Source organism: Stappia taiwanensis (assembly GCF_014635285.1).
Taxonomy (GTDB): domain Bacteria; phylum Pseudomonadota; class Alphaproteobacteria; order Rhizobiales; family Stappiaceae; genus Stappia; species Stappia taiwanensis.
Genome location: NZ_BMCR01000001.1, coordinates 78052 through 100374, shown reverse-complemented (window position 1 = coordinate 100374; position 22323 = coordinate 78052). Strand labels below are relative to the sequence as shown.

The following is a 22323-nucleotide window of genomic DNA, read 5'->3' as shown; positions in this document are numbered from 1 at the left end:
GCCATGTCAGCCTCATTTATGGGTCTGGACCCTAAGCTTTCCGCTCTTTCGGCGACAGAGACCGCCGCGACCTGAGGGACCGCCCCTCACCACCTCGAAGAAGAGATCCTTCTTCCCTTCGGAAATACGAAGTAGATTATTTCGCATTCCGCCCAAGAATAAGGGCTTCTGGCAGGATATTTCGGCCGCGGAGAGAGTAAAATCGCGGCAACGCTACATCGTCCGGATCACGCCTCCCGGCACTGACATTTTTCGCGTCCTTTGCATCCTCCGGCACAGGAGACCGTCATGAACGAGACCGTTTCAGGCCCGCGACATCAACCGCTCCAGCTTCACGTACCCGAACCGGGCGTGCGGCCGGGCGATGCACCGGACTTCTCCGAGTTCGAGATCCCGCGCGCCGGCGCTGTCCGGCGACCGGGCATCGACGAGGCACCGGAGGACATGCGCGACATGGCCTTTTCCGTGGTGCGGGTGCTCAACAAGGCCGGGGAGGCCGTCGGCCCCTGGGCCGGACAGCTGAGCGCTGACGAGTTGCGCGCCGGCCTCAGGCACATGCTGACGCTGCGCCAGTTCGATGAGCGCATGCTGAGGGCCCAGCGCCAGGGCAAGACCAGTTTCTACGTCCAGAACCTTGGCGAGGAAGCGGTGGCCTGCGCCTTTCGCATGGCTCTGGAAGACGGTGACATGAACTTCCCGACCTATCGTCAGGCCGGCCTGCTGATCGCCGGCGGCTATCCGCTCACCGACATGATGAACCAGATCTTCTCCAATGGCGCCGACCCGCTGAAGGGGCGCCAGTTGCCAGTGATGTATTCGGCGCGCGATCACGGGTTCTTCACGATCTCGGGCAATCTCGGCACCCAATTCATTCAGGCCGTCGGCTGGGCCATGGCCTCGGCGATTGCCCGCGACACCCGCATCGCCGCCGCCTGGATCGGCGACGGCTCCACCTCGGAGAACGACTTTCACGCGGCCATGGTCTTTGCCTCCAGCTACCAGGCGCCGGTCATTCTCAACATCGTCAACAACCAGTGGGCGATCTCCACCTTCCAGGGCATGGCGCGCGGCGGCGCGGTCACCTTCGCCGCCCGAGGCCACGGCTTCGGCATTCCGGCGATCCGGGTCGATGGCAACGACTACCTGGCGGTGCATGCGGTGGCGCGTTGGGCGGCGGAGCGGGCCCGCGCCGGCCTCGGCCCCACATTGATCGAGCATGTCACCTACCGGGCCGGTGCCCATTCCACCTCGGACGATCCGTCCGCCTACCGCTCCAAGGAGGAATGCGACGCCTGGCCGCTCGGCGATCCGATCGACCGGCTGAAGGCGCATCTGGTCACCATTGGCGAGTGGTCCGAGGAGCGCCACAGCCAGGCGCTGGCGGAGATCGCCGACGAAGTGCGCGGCGCGCAGAAGGCGGCGGAGGCCAATGGCACCCTGATCACCGGGCCGCATCCCTCACCGCGCGCCATGTTCGACGATGTCTATGCCGAAATGCCGGCGCATCTCATCCGGCAACGCCAGGAAGCGGGGTACTGACATGGCACGCATGACCATGATCGAGGCGATCCGCAGCGCCCATGACCTTGCCATGGAGCGGGACGAGCGGGTCGTCGTCTTCGGCGAGGATGTGGGGTACTTCGGCGGCGTCTTCCGCTGCACCGCCGGTTTGCAGGAGAAATACGGCAGCAGCCGCTGTTTCGATGCGCCGATCAACGAAAGCGGCATCGTCGGCGCCGGCATCGGCATGGCCGCCTACGGGCTGAAGCCGGTGGTGGAGATCCAGTTCGCCGATTACATGTACCCCGCCTATGACCAGATCGTCAGCGAGGCGGCACGGATACGCCACCGCTCCGCCGGCCAGTTCACCTGCCAGATGGTGATCCGCATGCCGACCGGCGGCGGCATCTTCGGCGGCCAGACCCACAGCCAGAGCCCGGAAGCGCTGTTCACCCATGTTTCCGGACTGAAGGTGGTGGTGCCATCGAACCCGCAAGATGCCAAGGGCCTGCTGCTTGCCGCCATCGAGGATCCGGATCCGGTGATCTTCCTGGAGCCTAAACGGCTCTACAACGGCCCGTTCGACGGTCATCACGACCGACCGGTAGTGCCGTGGAAAAACCATCCGCTCGGCGAGGTGGAGGACGGACCCTACACCGTTCCGCTCGGCAAGGCGGCGATCCGGCGTGCCGGGTCGGCCCTCACAGTGCTGGCCTATGGCACCATGGTGCATGTGGCCGAGGCGGCGGCGGAGGACGCGAGCGTCGATGCGGAGGTGATCGATCTGCGCACCCTCATTCCCTACGACCTTGAGACCATCGCCGCCTCGGTGAAGAAGACCGGTCGCTGCGTCATCGTGCATGAGGCGACCCGCACCTCCGGGTTCGGCGCGGAGCTGAGCGCCTTGGTGCAGGAGACCTGCTTCTATCATCTGGAGGCACCGGTGGTGCGGGTGACCGGCTGGGACACCCCCTATCCGCATGCGCAGGAGTGGGCCTATTTCCCCGGCCCGGACCGGATCCGCCGGGCCTTCAAAGCGGTTCTGGAGGGCTGAGGCATGGGCATTTACACGATCACCCTGCCCGACGTCGGCGAGGGCATCGCCGAAGCGGAACTGACCGAATGGAACGTGGCCATCGGCGATCATGTGGAAGAGGACGATGTTCTCGGCACGGTGATGACCGACAAGGCGGCGGTGGAGGTGCCCTCCACCGTCTCCGGCACGGTGGCCTGGCTGTGCGGCGAGCCGGGCGATTTCATTCCCATCGGCGGCAAGTTCATCCAGATCGAGGTCGAGGGGCCGGGCAATGCCGACAAGGTCGCGGCTGCGCCGGCGGCAAAAGCCGAAGCGCCAGCACCTGCATCGCAGCCCCCAGAGGCGGAGGCGCCCCCCGTAACCGAAGCGCCACCGGAACCGACCTCCTCAGTTCCCGTGGAAGCGAAACCCACCGAGACGGCCCCACCACCAGCGCAAACCGGCGCCCCTGCCGCCGCGCCACGCAGCCGGCCGCTTGCCATTGGCGAGAAGCCGCTGGCCGCGCCTTCGGTGCGTCGCCGGGCGCAGGAACGCGGCATTGATTTGCGCCTTCTCACCGGCAGCGGACCGGAGGGGCGCATCCTGCATGAGGATCTCGACGCCTGGGCGGAGCAGTCCTCAGGCTCGGCGGGCACCGCGCCACGGCGTATTGCCCGCCCACCGGCGACGGGCACGCGCGAGATCAAGGTGGTCGGCATGCGCCGCAAGATCGCCGAGAAGATGGCGCTGGCCAAGGCGCGCATCCCGCATATCACCATCGTCGAGGAGGTGGATGTCACCGCGCTGGAAGACCTGCGGGCCAGCCTCAACGCCCGGCATGGCGCCGCGCGCGGCAAGTTGACGCTGCTGCCCTTCGTCATGCGCGCCATCGTGACCGCCGTCCGCGATCAACCGGAGATAAACGCCCACTACGACGACGAGGCCGGGGTGGTGCGGCAGTTCGACGGGGTGCATATCGGCATCGCCACCCAGACCGGCGCCGGCTTGACCGTGCCGGTCGCCCGGCATGTGGAAACCCACGGGCTCTGGGATAGCGCCGGAGAGCTGACCCGGCTTGCGGAAGCGGCGCGCAGCGGCGCGGCGACCCGCGAGGAGCTGTCCGGCTCGACCATCACCATCACCTCGCTCGGCCCGCTCGGGGCCATCGCCACCACGCCGATCATCAACCACCCGGAGGTGGCCATCGTCGGCATCAACAAGATGGCGGTTCGGCCGCTCTGGGACGGACAGGCCTTCCAGCCGCGCAAGATGATGAACATCTCCTGCGCCTTCGATCATCGAGTGATCGACGGCTGGGACGCGGCGGTGTTCGTGCAGGCGCTGAAGAAGCTGCTGGAGACCCCGGCCCTGATGTTCATCGAGGAGTGAGCCGATGCGCGAAGAGACCTGCAAGCTTCTGATCATCGGCGGCGGCCCGGGCGGCTATGTCTGCGGCATCCGCGCCGGCCAGCTCGGGCTCGACACCATCCTAGTGGAGGAAGACACCCCGGGCGGCACCTGTCTCACGGTCGGCTGCATTCCCTCCAAGGCGCTGATCCACGCAGCGGAGGAGTTTCACAAGCTGCGCGGCTTTGCCGGCGGCACCTCCCCCCTTGGCATCTCGGCGAAGGCCCCGGCCATCGACCTTGCCGCCACCGTCTCCTGGAAGGATGGCATCGTCGAGCGCCTGACCAAGGGCGTTGCCGGGCTCTTGAAAAAAGCCGGAACCCGCGTTCTCGCCGGGCGGGCGGAGTTCGTCGATGGCAAGACCGTACGGGTACGAGGGCCGGAAGGGGTGTGCGAGATCCACGCCGAAGCGGTGGTGATCGCCACCGGTTCCGCGCCGGTGGAGCTGCCCTTCCTGCCCTTTGACGGCAAGGTGATCGGCTCCACCGAAGCGCTTGCCCTTGATGCGGTGCCGGAACGGCTGGTCGTGGTCGGCGGCGGCTACATCGGGCTTGAGATCGGCACGGCCTTCGCCAAGCTCGGCGCGCAGGTCACCGTGGTCGAGGCCACAAACCGCATCCTGCCGCAATACGACACCGCGTTGACGAAACCCGTGCTCGCGTCCCTCAAGGCGCTGGGGGTCACGGTGATGACCGAGACCCGCGCGCTCGGCCTGTCGGATGCTGGCCTTCAGGTCGCGCAAGGTGAAGACTACGCGGAACCCTGCGACCTTCCAGCGGACCGGATCCTCATCACCGTTGGTCGGCGGCCCCGGTCGGACGGTGCCGGCATTTCCGAGCTCGGCCTTACGATGGACGGCGGCTTCATCCGCATCGACGCGACCTGCCGCACCTCCATGCGCGGCGTCTTCGCCATTGGCGATGTCACCGGCGAGCCGATGCTGGCCCACCGGGCAATGGCGCAAGGGGAAATGGTGGCCGAGATCGTCGCCGGTCACCGTCGCCGGTGGGATGCGCGCTGCATTCCCGCCGTCTGTTTCACCGATCCGGAGATCGTCAGCTGCGGGCTATCGCCGGAGGAGGCAAAGGCGCAAGGGATCGCCATCCGCACCGGCCAGTTCCCCTTCGCCGCCAATGGCCGCGCGATGACCATGCAGGCGGAGACCGGCTTCGTGCGCGCCGTCGCCCGCGAGGACAATAATGTCCTCCTCGGCTTGCAAGCGGTCGGCGCGGGCGCCTCGGAACTCAGCGCCGCGTTTTCCACCGCCATCGAGATGGGCGCGCGGCTCGATGACATCGGCGCGGTGATCCACGCCCATCCGACCCAGAGCGAAGCCGTGCAGGAAGCCTGCCTCGCCGCCCTCGGCAAGGCGCTGCATATCTGATCCAACGATCCGATGACCGGCAGCGCTGCGGATATGCCCTAGACGCCCGCCACCAGAAATCCACCATCCACGACCATGACTTCTCCGGTGACGAAACTGGCGGATGGGGACACCAGAAAGCCAATTGCCTCGGCCAGCTCTTCCGGTTCTCCATAGCGGCGCAGCGGAATACGCCCGGTCCATTGATCCGCGCCCCCTTCCGCATGGAGCGCGGCGACCATCGGCGTGCGCACCGGCCCCGGCGCCACCGCGTTGACGCGAATACCAAATTCGGCAAGTTCGGTCGCCATCACCCGGGTCAGGGCAATCACCGCGCCCTTGGACGCGCCATAGGCGGAACGGCCGGTGTTGCCGGTCATGCCAGAGACCGAGGTAATGTTGACGATCGCCGCCCCGTCCTCAGGGCCGCTGTCGACAAACGCGCGGGCACACAGAAACGTGCCGACCACATTGACATCGAGCACCTGACGCATCATCGCCGCCGAGGTGTCGACAAATGGCACATTCCGGGCGATTCCGGCGGAGTTGACGAGGCCGGAGAGCGAAGCCATGAAGTGCCCTCGCACTGCCGCGAAGGCGGCAAACACGCTGTCCTCGTCGCAAATGTCCACCAGCTCCGTGGCGACCCTTTCATCTGCCGGGTCAGGCGCCTCCTGCAACAACAACCGTTGCGCCTCGGCGAGCCGGTCTTCATCCAGATCGAGGAGTGCGACCCGCGCCCCATCCGCCAGCAACCGGCGCGCGGTGGCAAGGCCGATCCCGGAAGCCCCGCCAGTGACCACGTAACAACGCCCCGTCAGATCCCGCCCCATCCGCCTTTCCTCCATCGCCCCTCTCGGGCCGTATCCTCGCTATTGGCCGTCGTCATGGGAAACCTGCCGCGAAGGCATGCAAAGATCTGTTGATACGGGAAAGCAAGAGGACAGTGTTAGGGCACGCCATCGTCTCCCCCTTATCCAGACGCCCTTTAATTCCGGAAGTCGTCTCCCCTCTGCCTTCCCTTTTCTCCCAATCCCGCCCAGATGGTAGCGTCTTCAGATCTATCGCGCATTTGTTTTTATTGACTGGTTTGCCATCGCACGCAGACAAAGAGAAGCTGACAGCCCTTTTATGTCCTGCGAAGGGGTGAGCCTTGTGCCAGATCAGGACGCAGCGGAAGGGGCGGCCCGGAAAGAGGCAGGATGCGAGTTTCCGCCCCATTGAACCGGGGGAACATGCGCAGATCGCAGCCAATTGAAGTCCCGAAAACCTAGATCGCCCCGTTCTGACGGTGCCGCTCTCTCGTTGCGACCATCAAGGCGGGCGCCAGCGTGGGCATCTCCCCCACGTCCCCTTGCGCCTCGGCGGCCTCAACGAGCCGGTTCACCGTTGGCGAGGGATCGTCCCGGCGCCAGGCGAGGCCGGTCTCGATGGTTGGAGGCTTCTCGGCAAGCGACAGGTAGCGCACGCCGGGGCGGGCAAGCTGACATAGCGAGCCAGGCACCAGTGCCACCCCGATCCCGGCGGAAACCAGACTGATGATCGTCTGCATCTGGATCGCCTCCTGGCCGATGACCGGTCGGGTGCCGTTGACTTCGAAATAGTTGGTGATGATATCGTGAAAGACCGGAGCGCTGCGCCGGGGGAAGAGCACCAGAGGCTCGCGCGCCACCTCAGCCAGTGGCAGCCGCCCCTCGACCGGCGTGAGACGCCCGCTCGCGACCCATGCTTCCGGCACGGCTGCCACCAACTGCTCATGATACAGCGGCAGATAGGACAACGAGGCGTGCAAGGTCGTATGCAGCGGGGTCATCAATCCGGCATCGATCTCTCCCTGCAGCAGAGCCTCGACCTGAAGATCGCTGCTCATCTCCCGTAAGGAAATCTTCACCTTGGGATAGTTCTGCCGATAGCGGCCGATCAGCGTGGGCAGCAAGCTGTAATCCGCAGTGGTCACGAACCCCAGATTCAGAGCTCCCACCTCTCCGCGCGCCAACTCGCGAGCAAGACCGGGCAACTCCTCCACCTCCTCCAGCAGCCTGGTGACATGAGGCAACAATTTTTTGCCGACGGGCGTCAGCGCCACATGGCGCTTCGTCCGCTCGAACAAGGTGACCGACAGTTCCTGTTCCAGGGCAAGAATGGCCTGGCTCAAAGGGGGCTGTGTCATGCACAACCGCTCGGCAGCGCGTCCGAAATGCAACTCTTCCGCGACGGTGACGAAAAACCGTAACCTCCTGAGATTCATCGAATGCCTTCTCATGTTCGGTTTTGGGGAGCGGGTCGAGATACGTCTTCGTCAACGCAAGCAGGCGACCGCGCGCGCCTGCCACACCTCAGGGCTTCGACCGGAACGACAAACCGACGGGATCGACCCCACCCCGTCAGTCGCTGCCAGACCTATTCGGCCGGTAAACATATTCCTCTCTCGAAAAGCTGGAACCTCAATTCCGGTAGTACGTATGCATAATACAACCAAAACGCGCAGGCGCAACCGAACTTGCTATCGATTTTTGGAGTCGCTTTTATTTCAATATGTTACTCTTCCTCCAAGGGGGCTCCGACTCGGAATTGGACCAGAAAAATAGTCATATCGATATAATTGGTTGCTTTATTTTTTTAATACTCTTTTTACGTGCAATTCTCGAAGTAGCCACCATTCCACCAGAGGCCGCGAACCCAGATCGACCCTTATCCCGCACGTCAGATCGCGCCGGACAGGTCGGCCTGATCGCACCTTCCGCAGCACACCGGTTCCTTCCAGCTTATCGTGATCCTCGCGCGCCGCGATGACATCCGCGCATTGCAAAGCTCTGGAGTCGCCCTGGTCGGGGTGCTATCCGCTTGGGCCTCGCCTGTGCGGCACAAGCGGTGACGGAGACACCATGACCGACAAGAAAAGAGAGCACTGGGACACGGTTTATGACCAGAAGTCCGAGACGCAACTGAGCTGGCATCAGGAGGAGGCGCAGCTCTCGCTGGAACTGGCCAAACTGGCAGGCATTTCAGCAACCTCCTCCGCCATCGACATCGGAGGCGGCACATCCCGATTTGCTGGAACGCTGCTGGATCTGGGGCTCCGGGACGTCACGGTCCTCGACCTTTCCCAAGTCGCTCTCGATGCGGCGCGGCAGCGACTGGGACAAGCCGGCGACGCCGTGAGCTGGATTGCCGCCGACATCACAGCCTGGAGCCCCGACCGCCACTACGATTTTTGGCATGACAGGGCCGTCTTCCATTTCCTGGTCGATGCCAAGGACCGCGCGGCCTATCTGAACAGTCTCGCAAAAGGATTGGTCGTTGGTGGGCATGCGATGATCGCGACCTTCGCACCAGACGGACCCGAGACCTGCAGTGGCCTCCCGGTTGCCCGGTACAGCCCGGAAGGCCTTGCCGAGGTTCTTGGAGAGCGCTTCGCGCTCGTCGCGCACCGGCATCATCTGCACCAGACCCCATGGGGAAAGCCACAGTCTTTCCAGTTCAGTCTCTTCCGCAGAGACCGTTGATCCAGCGTCCGGCCCGAAAGAGGCCGGACGGCTTCCGACATGCCCCCTTCGCCTGCTCCACGGTCTACGGGACAGCTCGCCGCTCAGACACAGTGGCATCACGCTTCGCGGCTCCAGCATTCGGCTGTTCCGAATACGGTTTCCGTGATTCCGGCAATTCTCCGTACTTCACCAACGAGGCTAGGCTCCGGTCACACAAATGGCGCGGGCCCAAAACCGACAAGGCTCCAATCGGACCGGAGCTCTTTCCGGGCGGTCCGGCGCGCGCCTTTCTCTCGCACGGAGCCTGCCATGAAAGCCATTGCCCTCACCCGCTATCTGCCGATCGATGATCCGGAAGCGCTCCTGGACGTCGACCTGCCCCGACCGCAGCCGCAAGGCCGCGACCTTCTCGTCGCGGTCAAGGCGGTCGCAGTCAATCCGGTCGACACGAAGATTCGCGCGCCCAAGGATGCGGTCGAGGAGGCCCCGCGTGTTCTGGGCTGGGACGCCAGCGGCGTCGTCGAGGCGGTCGGCCCGGATGTCACCCTGTTCCAGCCAGGCGATGCGGTCTTCTACGCAGGAGACCTGACCCGCCCCGGCAGCAACCAGCAATTCCAGCTCGTGGATGAACGGATTGTCGGGCACAAGCCGAAGAGCCTCAGCCACGCGGAGGCGGCCGCCCTGCCGCTGACCTCGATCACCGCCTATGAAGCCTTCTTCCATCGGCTCGGCATCGACCGGGATGGCGCCGATGCTGGCCAGACACTCCTGATCATTGGCGGTGCCGGCGGCGTTGGGTCCATCGGCATCCAGCTCGCCAAGCGCGCCGGGCTGACGGTGCTTGCCACCGCCTCACGGCCGGAAACCATCGCCTGGGTGAAGGAGCTTGGGGCGGATCATGTGATCAACCACCGCGAACCGATGGTCGAACAGGTCCGGGCGCTTGGCATTGAGCACGTGGATCACATCGCCATCTTCAACGACATGCGTCATTGGGCGGAGGCGGTCGAACTGATCCGGCCGCAGGGCGGTATCGTCTCCATCGACGACACCGACCTGCCGATGCCCATGGAGCTGATGAAGACCAAGGCCGCCAGCCTGCATTGGGAACTGATGTTCACCCGCGCCATGTTCCAGACGCCGGACATGATCGAGCAGCACCGGCTCTTGTGCTTTATTGCCGATCAGATCGACCGGGGTTTTCTGCGCACCACCCTCGATACGGAGTTGTCGCCGATCAACGCGGCGAACCTGCGCGAGGCGCACCGGCGTATCGAGCGCGGAACCGCCAAGGGCAAGATCGCGATCAGCGGTTTCGACGCAGCCTGATCCGATAAACTCCGGCGCCGGCGGATCGTCCACCGGCGCCGGAGCGCATCACTCGGGCCGTGCCCGCCTCACACCCACGTCAGGCCGGGACGCCCAGGCGGGTGAGTGCCTGGGGCAGGTCCGGAAGAGCGTCAATCACCAAATCGGCGCCAAGCTCCTCCACCGGGATGGTGGTGTAGCCGCCGCGCACGACAACGGAAGCCATGACTGCCGCCTTCGCCGCGTCGATATCGGCGGGGCTGTCGCCGACCATCACGCAGCCGGAGACCGGAAGGCCGAGCGCCGAGGCCGTATGAAGCAGCATGTCCGGTGCCGGCTTGCGCGCCGGTCCGCTGTCGCCGCCAAGGATCAGCGTAACGTACGCATCCAGACCGAATTGGCTGACGATCCTGCGGGACAGGGCCTCGGGCTTGTTGGTCACCACCGCCGCCGCGATGCCGTGTTCCGCGCAAAACGCAAGGATGTCCGCCGCGCCGGGCAGCAGTGTCGTCTTGTCGACGAGATGGCGACCGTAGATCTCCATCATCGCGGCGACTTCCACCTCAAGCCTTTCGCCGGCAAGTGCCTGTCCCCGCGCGGCAAACGCCCGCTCCACCAGCTTGGCGATGCCGTTGCCGACCATCGCCCGCACCTCTCCGGTGGACAGCGGCGGCTCGCCGCGCATTTCCAGCAAGATATTCACCGATGTGGTCAGATCCGGCACGGAATCAATCAGCGTCCCATCGAGATCGAACAGGATCGCCCGAGGCTGGGCTTCCGCGCTCATCGGTTGGTTCGTCCCGGTCATTGTGCCGCGTCCCTGTAGGCCGTCGGCGCGCTGGCAAGCGTCTGCCGGATACTGGCGATCTGCTCCGCCCGTCCCGTGCTGCCATCGGCCGCGTAGTTGAGATTGCGGAACTGGCCGGTCAGCCGGGTGAAGAACGCCCGCACGGCAGCTTTGTCCGCAAATTCGAACTCCTGCGCCGCCACCTGATAGACCAGATCGAAGGTCTCCTTCTGGCGCGGCAACGGCGCGGAGGCGTCCACATCGTCAAAGGCGTCCTGCTGCAGATAGACCATATCGAGGAACAGCGCCTTCTGCTGCGTGACGAAATCCTCGGTGGTCACCCCGTCCTCGCCGGTCACCTGCATCATGCGGGCAATCTCGTCGCCGCGCCGGAGCAGCTCCACCATCTCATCGACCCGCTCGCCCCAATCCGCTCCGGCCTCGCGGGTGTACCAATCGGCGAGTTGCGGGCGGTAGCGCGACCAGGACAGCAGCGGATCGACGGCCGGATAAAACCGCTTGTAGGCGCGGTCATAGGACAGACCAAGGAAGGTCTTGACCGTGCCGAGGGTCGACTGGGTCACCGGCTCCTCGAAATTGCCGCCGGCCGGCGACACCGTGCCCATCACCGTCAGGCTGCCGGTATCGCCATGGGCGGTGCGGAACACGCCGGCGCGCTCGTAGATGCCCTTGATGGCCGAGTCCAGATAGGCGGGAAACGCCTCCTCGCCGGGGATTTCCTCCAGCCGCCCGGAGGTCTCACGCATGGCCTGGGCCCAGCGGGAGGTGGAATCGGCGATCAGCAACACATCGAAGCCCATCTGCCGGTAATACTCGCCGAGCGTGATGCCGGTGTAGATCGAGGCCTCGCGCGCCGCCACCGGCATGGAGGAGGTGTTACAGACCAGAACGGTGCGGTCCATCAGCGTGCCATCGCCGGACGGGTCCGGCTGGCTGGGAAACTCGGTGATCGTCTCCACCACCTCGCCGGCGCGCTCGCCGCAGGCCACGACGATGACGATATCGACGGCGGAAAACCGCGAGATCAGCGATTGCAGCACCGTCTTGCCAGCGCCGAACGGCCCGGGAATGCAGCCCGTCCCGCCACGGGCGATGGGGAAGAAGGTGTCGATCAGGCGAATGGTGGTGATCAGCGGTTCGGACGGATAAAGCCGCTCGCTCTGGCCGGCGCGGGTCAGCGCCTCGGGGATCGAACGGCGCACCGGCCAGCGCTGCATCAAGGTCAGATCGTGACGCTCGCCGCGCGCATCGCGCAAGGTCGCCACCACCTCTTCGATGGTGAAGGCCCCTTCCCGCACCCGCTCCACGGTGAAGCTGCCGCGAAAGCCGAAGGGCACCATGATCCGGTGGGCGAAACGCCCCTCGGGCACCGTGCCCAGGGTGTCGCCGGCGCGGACCACATCGCCGGAGGCCACCGTCGGGGTGAAGGCCCATTTGCGCCGGGTGTCGAGGGCCGGCACCAGCACGCCGCGCGGCAGGAAGAAGCCATGGCTGGCCGCGACATCGGCAAGCGGCGTCTGCATCCCGTCGAACACACCGCTGAGCAGGCCCGGCCCGAGCATCGCCGACAGCATCTCGCCGCTCTGGATCACCTTGTCGCCGATCCGTACCCCTTGGGTGCTTTCGAACACCTGCGCCTCGGCGGATGTGCCGCGCACGCGCAGGACCTCCGCCTTCAGATATTCGCGGGGGCGGCCCAGCCGCTCCGGGCCGTGCGGAATGATGTAGATCACCTCGTTCTTGACCAGCGGCGCATCGCCCAACGGAGCAATGGACACCAGGTCGTCCTGAACGGCGATGACCTCGGCGGTCGGTTCGGGCAGGGCAGCATCCCGGGTCATGAAGCGATCTCCCGATGGGTGAACACACCGGCGGCAATGCCGTCGGAGGGCGCGGCATCCATGGCCGCGTCAAGCAAACCGCCGAGCCGCGCCGTAGCCCGCTCCGCGTCATACTGGCGCCAGCGCTCCACCAGCCGCCAGCGCAGCACGTAGATCACCACCGCCTCGAAATCGAACTCGTGGCCCTCGGCCAGCCGGTCCATCTGCCGGAAGCCCTCCGACAGGATCACCCGCTCCAGGCCGATCCGGTCATCCTGCATCAGCTTCGCCTGCGCCTCGCCGACCCAGGGCATGAAATGACCGAGACCGAAGGCCGGATCGGACCAGTTGGCGCGCATGGTGCCAAGCCAGCGGCCATAGCCCCAGTCGGCAATTTCGCCCGCATCCACCGCGCCATCGTGCCGCCGCCGCAAGGCCGCGACGATGGTGCGCATTTCCAGCCGGGCCCGCAGGATCTCCTGCAACGCGGGATAGGCCTCAAGCCGCTCCATCACCTGCCGGCAGCGGTCGATGATTTGCGCATCGCTGTCCAGTTGCGCCACCCGGTCCCAGGCAATCGCCGCGACGATCTCGTCAAGCAGTGTCCGATGCTCCGCGCTAAGCTGGTCCAGCCGGGCTTCCAGCCGAAACCGGGAGATCGGCAGATGCGCCTCGGTGAAAAGCCGGCCCAGATAGGGAAGACTGGCGGCAAGGGTGACATACTCGTAGCGGCCGGGCATGAGATCAACGCACCACGCCATCCATCACCGCATGAAAGCGCGGCTGAAGGTGCTTCATGAGCAGCGGCGCAATCGCCTCCTCGGTGACGTTGACCGTCAGGTCCTTGTCGACAATGCGGATGCGAATGCCCTCGAACCCCGGCCCGGCGCTGAAGGTCACCCCCTCGCGCAGCACATTGGCGGCCAGCGACACGACGAAATGGCTGAGGGTGCCCTCGCGCGCCTCTTCGGGCGAGCGGCGCAATTCCTCGAAGGTGACGACCCGCTCCGGCAACTCGATCTCCACCTGATCGGCGCCATCCATGTCCGCATCCTGCCGCGCCCGCCCGGCCATCGCCAGGATCAGCTTTTGCAGGAAAGCTTCGTCGGCGAAGGATTCGCGCAAAAGACGCGAGGTTTCCTCGCCAATGCGGGCGGCAATCTCGTTGCGCAGGCTGAGCACCACATCGCGGGCGGCGATCTTCAGGGCATCCGCCGTTGCCGCCTTTTCCGCTTCCGCATCCTTGTGTGCCGCCTCGCGCAGATGCGCCGCCTGGGCCTCCGCCTCGGCGATGATCGCCTCCGCCTTGGCACGGGCGGAGGCCAGCAGGGCCTCGGCCTGCTCTTGTCCGGCGGCGATCCCCTCGCCGCGCAGCCGGTCGATCAGCGCCTGAACGCCCTCGCCCGCCGCGCTTGGAACGGTATTGTTGTCGCCCGTCTTTGCCATGATCCTGTTCCCGTTCGTTGCGGCGTGGTTACCCCGGAATGGTACCGCTCAGCACCAGCGCGAACACCAGCGCGAACACCGCGAAGCCTTCCAGCACCGCCGCCGGTGCCAGCGAGATGCCGAAGATTTCCGGCTTGGCCTTGGAGGCACTGATGGCCGAGGCAAGGACGTCCCCCTGGCGCAGGCCAATGTAAAGCAGGGCAATGCCCGCCAGCAGGCCGATGCCGAAGATCGCGGTCGCGGCCTCGGCGGTCATGGGATCGCGCTGCAGCGAAAACATGATGACGATGCCGTAGATCACCTGGGAGGACGGCATCAGCGACACGCCGATGAACCGGCCATAGCCGGACTCGGTGTCGAGCATCGCGCCAATCGCCGCGCTGCCCGCGCGGGCACAGCCAATGCTGCTGCCGATGGCCCCAAGCGCCACCGGCGCGAAGAGACCGACCCACCCAAGAACGAGAAGGAGTTCAGTCACAAGCGTGTCTCCTCTTTGCGGAACGGGCGGAATGGACGCCCCTCTTCCGACATGCCCCAATTGAAGAATTCGATGACGTTGAGCCGCAGCCCGTGAACGGTGCCGGCGATCAGCCCCAACCCCATGTTGATGGCATGCCCGGCCACCAGCACCACCAGCGCCAGCAGCACGCCGACGCCAGGCACCGCATGCACCAGTTGCCCGGCCTGGGCGTTGATGGTTGCCGCCAGCGACGCGGCCGCGAGACCGAGGGCGAACAGGCGCATGTAGCTGAGCACATCGCTGAAGATATTCACCACCCGGGCCAGCCCCATGAGCCCGGCGGCCACCCGCGCGCCAAGGCCGCGCAGGGAGGAAACCGGACGGTCGCTGGCGAAGACGGCCACAACGCAAAGCCCAAGAGCGATGCCGGCGATGCCGAGATCCGCGATCACGCCAGTTCCACCGGCGAGATAGGCGGTGAGCCCACCCAGCGCCACCAGACACCAGCCAAGCGGCGGAAGCCGGCCGACGGTCCCCCGCCCGTGCCAGGCGCTGACCAGATTGGCGATGACGAGATGCAGAACGCCGATGCCGACGGTGACCTTCATCATCGCGTCCACATTGGCAAGATCCACCAGATTGAGGCGGGCGAAGACGGTGCCCGCCTTTGGCTCGACGCCGAAATAACTGCCGGTCAGCACGCCAAATACCGTTGTGGACAGCGCCAGCCAGTATCCCATCACCAGCATCCGCCGGCTGGTCGCCGAGCCGGAAAACCGGCCACGGAAGGCGAACAGCAGCGCCAGCAGCAACAGGCCGTAGCCCGCATCGGTCATGATCATGCCGAAGAAGACGATGAAGGACACGTAGACGATGGCCGACGGATCCCAGCCGCGATACCCCGGGGTCTGGTAGAACTCGACCAGATTCTCGCCAGCGGCCAGCCCGGGCGCGTTTTCCAGAAGGGTCGGCGGCGCGTCATCTCCGCCCGGCTTTTCCACGTGGGCGGCGATGCCGAGGCGGGCGGCCAACCGCTCGATTTCCTCGACCTGATCGGCCCGCGCCCAGGCCTGCATGACGAAGATACGTCCGACCTCGGCTGTCTCCAGCGCCGCCCGCCGCCGCGCCGCGCTGTCCCGGGCACGGGCGAGATTGCCGGCAAGCAGCATCCGCCACTTGCTCAGGTCGCGGCGCTGCATCCACAGATCGTCGAGCCGGACCTCCACCGCCTCAAGCTGGGTCTCCAGCGCCGACAGCGCATGGGCGCCGATATGCACACGCGGCACCGGCATGGCCGAGGCCGGTGGTTCGTCCGGCGACAGCACGACCATGAAGGCTGTCCGACGGTCGCGATAGACCGTCTCGACGGTCAGGCCGGCCGGCTTCAGCCGCTTTTCCTGACCAAGCGGCACCTCATAAAACCAGAGGCGATAGCCGCCGAGCTCCGCCACATCGGGAAAAGCGAACTCGCCCCAGCGGCCGACATCGGCAATGCGCTTGAGCAGCGCCGCCTTCTCGTCCTCCGCCTGGCGCAGGGCGCGCCGGTTCTCGCCTGCGGCGGTGATCACCGCCTGCACGTCGAAACCCTCGTCGCGGGTGATCACCCGGCGCGGCGCCGGGCAGTCCATCAGCCAGCGCAGGGCGTTCATCGCCTCGCGCCCGGTGCCGCTGGGCACCGCTTCCAGCTCCTTTTGCGCATTGCGCATGGGGATCAGATGCAAGCCGCCGAAGGCCTGCGCCGCGTCAAGCACCGCCTCCTTGTCTTCCAGCATGCCCAGCAGGCTGACCTTGCGCAGGGGGACGATGGTCATAGCTCGGCCATCCTCGCGCCCGCCGCCCGCGCGGCGGTCTTGCGCTTTGCCAGCTTGGCGCGGATCACCGCTTCCCGATCCGCATCGGCAAGCGCCATGCAGATCCGGCGGATGTTGTCTTCGGCACGGGGGATCAGCACCTTCTCGAACAGATTGACCCGGCGGGAAATCACCCGCTCCGCCTCGATCAGCGTTTCCAGCCGCGCATGAGCGATATCCCGTTCCAGCTGCAGGCGGATCAGCTCGCGCAAGGCGGTGACAACCGCGTCGACCCAATGCGGTCGCCCGAGACGCGGATAGTCGCGCACCGAAATCCTGACTTCGCCCAACACAGGCAGCAAGGTTCCGGAGAGGTTGCGCGCGCTCACCTCCACATGCTCCAGGGTCACAAGCCCATCGAGCGGAACGTCTTCATTGGCCAGCATCGGCAAGGCGGCGCCGGTCTTCGCCACCAGCGTCTTCACGTCCTCGTCGAGACGGGCCGCCTCGGTCTTCGCCCGCGCCCGCTCGGAGACGATCTGCAGCCGCTTCAACTCCAGCGAGGGCAAAAAGCGCCGGTATTCGGCAAGATGCCCTATTTCGCGGGCCAGCGAGGACTTGTTGAGCGCGACCCGGCTCATCCCACCGCCTCGACCTTCGCCTGATTGGCCTCGCCGTTCTGATGCGGGAAGTACCGGTCGATAAGATCCTGCTTCATCAAGAGCTGCTCGGGCTGGAAGCATTCCGCCAAGGTCTGCCAGCACAGATCCAGTGCGGTCTCCAGCGGCATGGACACCTCGATGTTCATGAACCGCTCGCGGAACAGCGTGCCGAAGCGCAGGAGCTGCAGGTCATAGTCGGAGAGCTCAAAGGCCATCGACTGTTTCTGCTCCGCCTCGCGCGCACCGGAATAGAACCGGATCATGGTGTTCATGATCTGGCCGTGATCCTCGCGCGTGACCTTGCCGATCACATGCTGCTTCAGCCGCGACAGGGAGCCGAACGGGTCGAGCACACCGCTGTGCAGATAGAACTGGCCCTCGGTGATGTAGCCGGTGTTGTCCGGCACCGGATGGGTGACGTCATTGCCGGGCATCGTCGTCACCGACAGGATGGTCACCGAGCCGGAGCCGCGGAAATCACAGGCTTTTTCGTAGCGCCGCGCCAGTTGCGAATAAAGATCGCCCGGATAGCCCCGGTTTGCCGGCACCCGCTCCATGGCAATCGACACTTCCTTCAGCGCATCGGCGAAGGCGGTCATGTCGGTCAGGAGCACCAGAACGCGCTTGCCTTCCTCGACGGCGAATTTCTCCGCCACCGCCAGCGCCATGTCCGGCACCAGCAGCCGCTCCACCACCGGATCGGAGGCCTGATTGACGAACATCACCGTGCGCGGGAAGACGCCGGCATCCTCGAACTGTTTCCGGAAGAAGGCGTAATCGTCGAAGATCAGCCCAAGCCCGCCGAACACCACAACATCCGCATCCGCCTGGATGCCGATGCGCGCCAGAAACGGGTTGTACGGCTCGCCGGAGACGGAAAAGATCGGGATCTTCTGGCTTTCCACGAGGCAGTTGAACACGTCGATCATCGGCACGTCGGTGCGGATCATGCGCGAGGCCAGCACCCGCTTCATCGGATTGGCCGAGGGACCGCCGATGGGAATGGCCGGGTCATGCGACAGATCCGGCCCCCGGTCGATCGGCACGCCCGCGCCGTCGAACACCCGACCGAGAATGCTGCCGGAGAAGGTAACCTGCATCGCTTCGCCGAGGAAACGCACCTCGGCGTTGTTGGGCAGTCCCTTGGTGCCCGAATTGACCTGAAGGGAAACCATTTCGCCATCGATGCCGATGACCTGCGCCAGCGAGGCAAAGCCATTGTCGCTGGTCACCCGGGCAAGATCGCCGAGACAGGGTTGCCCCTCGCCCTTTCCAGCGCCGGCGCCAGCGCGAATTCGGATGATGTCGCCAACGATATCGACAATGCGTGTATGGGACACCAGCATGATTTATCCCTCGTTCTCGTTGCCGACCCCAGGGTATGCGCCCCCGGGCGATGACCGCAGCACGTGTGCCGAGTATTGCCGCCGCCCTTTCATTGTGCAACGCAAAAAATATCAAGCGCATGACGATCTCCCCAGTGCAAGGGATCACCGGCAAGATCACAAGCCCGGCGTGCAGCACGGCGAAAGCGCACCGAAAGATCGGTAAAGATCAATATTTGAGCTTGTCGGCACGCGGTCGCCAATCATAGCATCGCGGCCGCCGGACCCGTGCCCTTCGCCCCAGCGGAGGGAGCCGGCAATTCAAGGCGCGACCCACTCCGGGGCGCTCGATCGACTGATAGACAAGGATCACCGAATGACCAGATATCTGCGCCCCGCGCTTGCCCTGACCGCCGCGAGCGCGGCGCTTGCCACCGGCGCCACCCCGGCGCTCGCCCATCTCAACCCCGGCGAGCACGGCTCCTTCGCCGCCGGCTTCTCCCATCCGATGTTCGGTGCCGATCACATCCTGGCCATGGTCGCTGTCGGCCTCTGGGCCTGGCAGATCGGCGGCAAGGCGCTGCTCGGCGTTCCGGCCGCCTTTGTCGGCGCAATGCTCGCTGGCTTCGTGCTCGCCATCGCCGGCGTGCCGCTCCCGTTCGTTGAGCCGGCGATTCTCGCTTCGGTGGTCGCCATCGGCCTGCTCGCCGCCCTCGCCGTCCGTCTGCCGGTCGGACCTTGCGCGGTGATCGTGGCCGCCTTCGCCCTGTTCCATGGCCATGCCCATGGCGGGGAAATCGGCGCGGCAACGCAGATTGCCTATGGGGCGGGCTTTGCCCTGGCAACCGCACTGCTGCATGGCGCTGGCCTTGCCATCGGCTATGGCGCCGGCGTGCTGTTCGGACGGTCCGGCCTGTCCGGCCTTGCCGTCACCCGGGTACTTGGCGGCCTGACCGCGCTGGCCGGCGCCGCTCTGATCTGGGCCTGAACCGCGCCTTTCGGCACCTGCGGTTGATCTTCCGCAACGCGCGGTAACCGATCCTGGACTATGCTGTTTCCAGCCGGACGGGCCGATGCGGCCTGCCCGGTCTCTCTCGTCCATCGCTGACCGTGGGAAGGAGGCAGCATGTCAAGCACCATGAAAGCGGCCGTTGTCCGGGAATTCGGAGCCCCGCTCCAGATTTCCGAAGTCGCCAAGCCGGAGGTCGCGCCCGGCAAGATCATTGTCAAGATCGCCGCCAGCGGCGTGTGCCACACCGACCTTCATGCCGCCGAGGGCGACTGGCCGGTCAAGCCGCAGCCGCCGTTCATTCCCGGGCATGAGGGCGTCGGCCATGTGGCCGCCGTCGGCGCCGGAGTTACTTCCGTCAAGGAAGGCGACCGGGTCGGCGTGCCGTGGCTGCACACGGCCTGCGGCCACTGCAAGCACTGCGTCGGTGGCTGGGAAACCCTGTGCGGCGACCAGCAGAACACCGGCTACAGCGTCAATGGCGGCTTTGCCGATTACGTTCTCGCCGACCCGGACTACGTGGGGCATCTGCCCGACGGGCTGGAGTTCAACCCGGCTGCGCCGGTGTTGTGCGCCGGGGTCACCGTCTACAAGGGCCTGAAGGAAACCGAGGCCCGGCCCGGCCAGACCGTGGTCATCACCGGCATCGGCGGGCTTGGCCATATGGCGGTGCAATACGCCAAGGCGATGGGCTTTCACGTCATCGCCGTCGATATCGCCGAGGACAAGCTGGCGCTGGCGCGCGATCTCGGCGCCGACCTGACGATCAATGCGCTCGAAGCCGATCCCGCGGCAGAGGTGCAGAAGGGCGGCGGGGCGGAAGGCGTGCTTGTCACCGCCGTTTCGCCGAAGTCATTCAGCCAGGGCTTTCACATGCTGGCACGCGGCGGCACCATGAGCCTTGTCGGCCTGCCGCCAGGCGACTTCCCGCTGCCGATCTTCGACACGGTGCTGAACCGCAAGACCATTCGCGGCTCCATCGTCGGCACGCGCAACGACCTGGCCGAGGCGATGCAATTCGCCGCCGAAGGCAAGGTCGCCGCCCATTACACCACCGACCGTCTCGACAACATCAACGCCATCTTCGACCGGATGCGCGCCGGCACGATCGATGGACGGATCGTGATGGAAATCTGAGGCGAGAAATACGCCGCCGCGTCCTGTCCGACGCGGTGGCCTTTCCTTGCCCGGACTAAAGTTCTGCCCGGGTGATCCAGTCGTGATCCGGATGGTTCTGGAAGCGCCACTTGCGCAAGGGACCGGCCATCACGTTGAGATAATACATCTCATAACCATAGGGCGCGCCGCAGGGGTGATGCCCTTTGGGCACCAGCACCACATCGCCATCGGAGACCGCCATGGTCTCGTCCAGCGCGCCATCTTCGGTAAAGACCCGCTGGAAGCCGAAACCCTGCGCCGGATTGAGCCGGTGGTAGTAGGTTTCCTCCAGATAGGTCATGTCCGGAAAGGCATCCTCATCATGCCGGTGCGGCGGATAGGACGACCAGTTGCCCTGGGGGGTGAACACCTCGGTCACCAACAGGCTGTCGGCGATGTCCTTGTCTTCCATGGCGATGGGATGGATGTAGCGGGTGTTGGCGCCGCGCCCGCGCTCCTCAAAGCCGATATTCTCGATCCGGCGCACCGGATGGTTGCCCTTGCCCGGAGCGGTGCAGACCGCCAGGGTGCAGGCGGTGGTCGCCCGGGCACTCCAGTTGCTGCCGTTCGGCACATAGACGCAATCGGGCACCTTGCGCTCGAACACGCTCATGCGGGTGCCCAGCTCACCGAAGGACTGGCCGCCGGCGTCGATCTTCGCCCGCCCCTCGACCAGCACCAGGATCGCCTCCCGGTCGCCGGTCGCCTCGGCCGCGCTCTCGCCCGGTGCCAAGTGGTAGAGCCCGAAGCCTACATAGCCCCAGCCGGCGCTTTCCGGTGTGATGTCATGCACCTTGCCGCTCTTGCCGTTCGGCCTGACCAGAAGATCCGCCATCAGTTCATCTCCTTTGCCGGGGCCTTGTCGAGCCCGCAGTCCCGCGCCATGCGCCGCAGGGCCTGAAGTCCCATCGACTGATAGTGGACCGGATCGCGCTGATCCGGGTCCTGCTCCGCCTCGATCACCAGCCAGCCGGAATAGCCATGCTCGGCGGCGATGCGCAGCACCGGTTCGAAGGCCACGCCCCCTTCCGGATCGCCCGGCACGGTGAAGACGCCGCGCCGCACCCCTTCCAGGAAGCTCAGGCCCTGTTCGCGCACCTCGGCCATGATGTCGGGCCGTACGTTCTTGGCATGCAGGTGGCTCACCCGCCCCATGTGCCGGCGGGCCAGCGCCTCCGGGTCGCCGCCGCCGAAATAAGCATGTCCGGTGTCGAGCAGAAGACGGGTCGCCGGGCCGGTCTCGGCCATGAACCGGTCGATCTCCTCCTCGCTCTCCACCACCGTGCCCATGTGGTGATGATAGACCAGCGGCACGCCCTCGGCCGCGCAATGGGCGGCGACCGCCTCCACATCCTTGCAGAAGGCGGCGAATTGCTGCGGATCGAGCCGGGGCCGGTCGTTGACCGGCGTGTCATCGGCGCCATGCACCGCGTTGGAGGTTTCGCAGGCGATGCAGACCGGCGAGCCCATCGCCTTCATCCGGTCAAGATGCGGCTCGATCGCACGGATCTCCTCCGCGACCGAGCGGGTCAGAAGGTTGAGCGAATACCAGGCGGAGACGAACCGCAGGCCATGAGGTGCCAGCACGGCGCGCAGCTCGTCCGGGTCGGCCGGGAACTTGTGGCCGTTCTCGATGCCGTCGAAGCCGATCTCGCCCGCCTGACGCAGGCAGGTTTCCAGCGGGATATGGGCGCCGAGGGTCTGATCGTCATCGTTCGACCAGGCAATCGGGTTGGTGCCATAAAGGATCATCGCAGTCGCTTT

20 protein-coding genes are annotated in these 22323 nt (G+C 65.6%); 8 read left to right on the top strand and 12 right to left on the bottom strand.

Annotated features, from left to right (window positions below; genetic code table 11):
- Nucleotides 1-288: 288 nt before the first annotated feature.
- From IEV83_RS00375 to lpdA, 4 genes are read left to right on the top strand one after another with little or no spacing between them, the layout of a single operon-like run.
- Nucleotides 289-1539 carry a 3-methyl-2-oxobutanoate dehydrogenase (2-methylpropanoyl-transferring) subunit alpha gene (locus IEV83_RS00375; protein ID WP_181758289.1) on the top strand — a complete coding sequence of 417 codons (1251 nt, stop codon included), beginning with the start codon at nucleotides 289-291 and terminating at the stop codon, nucleotides 1537-1539.
- 1 nt (nucleotide 1540) lies between these two features.
- Nucleotides 1541-2554, top strand: a complete 1014-nt coding sequence (locus IEV83_RS00370; protein WP_181758288.1) for an alpha-ketoacid dehydrogenase subunit beta — start codon at nucleotides 1541-1543, stop codon at nucleotides 2552-2554.
- A gap of 3 nt (nucleotides 2555-2557) precedes the next feature.
- Nucleotides 2558-3904: a dihydrolipoamide acetyltransferase family protein gene (locus tag IEV83_RS00365; protein WP_181758287.1), complete on the top strand. Its 1347-nt coding sequence runs from the start codon at nucleotides 2558-2560 to the stop codon at nucleotides 3902-3904.
- A 4-nt stretch (nucleotides 3905-3908) separates the two neighbouring features.
- Entirely contained in the window at nucleotides 3909-5306 is a 1398-nt protein-coding gene (gene lpdA / locus IEV83_RS00360) for a dihydrolipoyl dehydrogenase (RefSeq protein ID WP_181758286.1), read from the top strand.
- Nucleotides 5307-5344: 38 nt separating this feature from the next.
- Here lpdA and IEV83_RS00355 read toward each other — a convergent pair whose 3' ends face one another.
- Complete coding sequence (locus IEV83_RS00355) at nucleotides 5345-6118, bottom strand: SDR family NAD(P)-dependent oxidoreductase (protein ID WP_181758285.1); 774 nt, start codon at nucleotides 6116-6118, stop codon at nucleotides 5345-5347.
- A 437-nt stretch (nucleotides 6119-6555) separates the two neighbouring features.
- On the bottom strand, nucleotides 6556-7533 hold the full coding sequence (locus IEV83_RS00350; RefSeq protein WP_181758284.1) for a LysR substrate-binding domain-containing protein: 978 nt from the start codon (nucleotides 7531-7533) through the stop codon (nucleotides 6556-6558).
- 637 nt (nucleotides 7534-8170) lie between these two features.
- Between IEV83_RS00350 and IEV83_RS00345 the strand changes: the two genes are divergently transcribed.
- Both IEV83_RS00345 and IEV83_RS00340 read left to right on the top strand, forming a co-directional pair.
- Complete coding sequence (locus tag IEV83_RS00345) at nucleotides 8171-8791, top strand: class I SAM-dependent methyltransferase (protein ID WP_181758283.1); 621 nt, start codon at nucleotides 8171-8173, stop codon at nucleotides 8789-8791.
- 291 nt (nucleotides 8792-9082) lie between these two features.
- On the top strand, nucleotides 9083-10102 hold the full coding sequence (locus IEV83_RS00340) for a zinc-binding alcohol dehydrogenase family protein (protein WP_181758282.1): 1020 nt from the start codon (nucleotides 9083-9085) through the stop codon (nucleotides 10100-10102).
- Between the two features lie 79 nt (nucleotides 10103-10181).
- Here the strand turns inward: IEV83_RS00340 and gph are convergent, their stop codons facing one another.
- The 8 genes from gph to IEV83_RS00300 are packed head-to-tail and all read right to left on the bottom strand — an operon-like array spanning nucleotide 10182 to nucleotide 18413.
- Nucleotides 10182-10889, bottom strand: a complete 708-nt coding sequence (gene gph / locus IEV83_RS00335; protein WP_181758281.1) for a phosphoglycolate phosphatase — start codon at nucleotides 10887-10889, stop codon at nucleotides 10182-10184.
- Complete coding sequence (locus IEV83_RS00330; RefSeq protein ID WP_181758280.1) at nucleotides 10886-12730, bottom strand: V-type ATP synthase subunit A; 1845 nt, start codon at nucleotides 12728-12730, stop codon at nucleotides 10886-10888. Before IEV83_RS00330 ends, gph begins: the two co-directional genes overlap by 4 nt.
- Nucleotides 12727-13449 (bottom strand): hypothetical protein, encoded by a 723-nt coding sequence (locus IEV83_RS00325; RefSeq protein WP_181758279.1) that lies wholly within the window; start codon nucleotides 13447-13449, stop codon nucleotides 12727-12729. The genes IEV83_RS00330 and IEV83_RS00325 overlap by 4 nt, the downstream gene beginning before the upstream one ends.
- 4 nt (nucleotides 13450-13453) lie before the next feature.
- On the bottom strand, nucleotides 13454-14155 hold the full coding sequence (locus tag IEV83_RS00320; protein WP_181758278.1) for a hypothetical protein: 702 nt from the start codon (nucleotides 14153-14155) through the stop codon (nucleotides 13454-13456).
- A gap of 28 nt (nucleotides 14156-14183) precedes the next feature.
- The gene (locus IEV83_RS00315; RefSeq protein ID WP_181758277.1) at nucleotides 14184-14633 is read right to left on the bottom strand and encodes an ATP synthase subunit C; all 450 of its coding nucleotides are present in this window, start codon (nucleotides 14631-14633) and stop codon (nucleotides 14184-14186) included.
- Nucleotides 14630-16426, bottom strand: a complete 1797-nt coding sequence (locus tag IEV83_RS00310) for a V-type ATP synthase subunit I (RefSeq protein WP_181758276.1) — start codon at nucleotides 16424-16426, stop codon at nucleotides 14630-14632. Before IEV83_RS00310 ends, IEV83_RS00315 begins: the two co-directional genes overlap by 4 nt.
- Nucleotides 16423-17046, bottom strand: a complete 624-nt coding sequence (locus IEV83_RS00305; RefSeq protein WP_181758275.1) for a V-type ATP synthase subunit D — start codon at nucleotides 17044-17046, stop codon at nucleotides 16423-16425. The genes IEV83_RS00310 and IEV83_RS00305 overlap by 4 nt, the downstream gene beginning before the upstream one ends.
- Nucleotides 17043-18413 carry a V-type ATP synthase subunit B gene (locus IEV83_RS00300; protein ID WP_181758274.1) on the bottom strand — a complete coding sequence of 457 codons (1371 nt, stop codon included), beginning with the start codon at nucleotides 18411-18413 and terminating at the stop codon, nucleotides 17043-17045. Before IEV83_RS00300 ends, IEV83_RS00305 begins: the two co-directional genes overlap by 4 nt.
- Nucleotides 18414-18768: 355 nt before the next feature.
- On the opposite strand from IEV83_RS00300, the gene IEV83_RS00295 reads away from it, so the two are divergent.
- Together IEV83_RS00295 and adhP are read left to right on the top strand one after the other, a co-directional pair.
- The gene (locus IEV83_RS00295) at nucleotides 18769-19380 is read left to right on the top strand and encodes a HupE/UreJ family protein (RefSeq protein WP_181758273.1); all 612 of its coding nucleotides are present in this window, start codon (nucleotides 18769-18771) and stop codon (nucleotides 19378-19380) included.
- A 138-nt stretch (nucleotides 19381-19518) separates the two neighbouring features.
- The gene (gene adhP / locus IEV83_RS00290) at nucleotides 19519-20538 is read left to right on the top strand and encodes an alcohol dehydrogenase AdhP (protein WP_181758272.1); all 1020 of its coding nucleotides are present in this window, start codon (nucleotides 19519-19521) and stop codon (nucleotides 20536-20538) included.
- Nucleotides 20539-20593: 55 nt separating this feature from the next.
- Here the strand turns inward: adhP and iolB are convergent, their stop codons facing one another.
- Nucleotides 20594-21394 (bottom strand): 5-deoxy-glucuronate isomerase, encoded by an 801-nt coding sequence (iolB, locus tag IEV83_RS00285; RefSeq protein WP_181758271.1) that lies wholly within the window; start codon nucleotides 21392-21394, stop codon nucleotides 20594-20596.
- A complete protein-coding gene (gene iolE / locus IEV83_RS00280) occupies nucleotides 21394-22311 on the bottom strand; it encodes a myo-inosose-2 dehydratase (protein WP_181758270.1) in 918 nt (305 codons plus the stop codon). Before iolE ends, iolB begins: the two co-directional genes overlap by 1 nt.
- Between the last annotated feature and the right edge of the window lie 12 nt (nucleotides 22312-22323).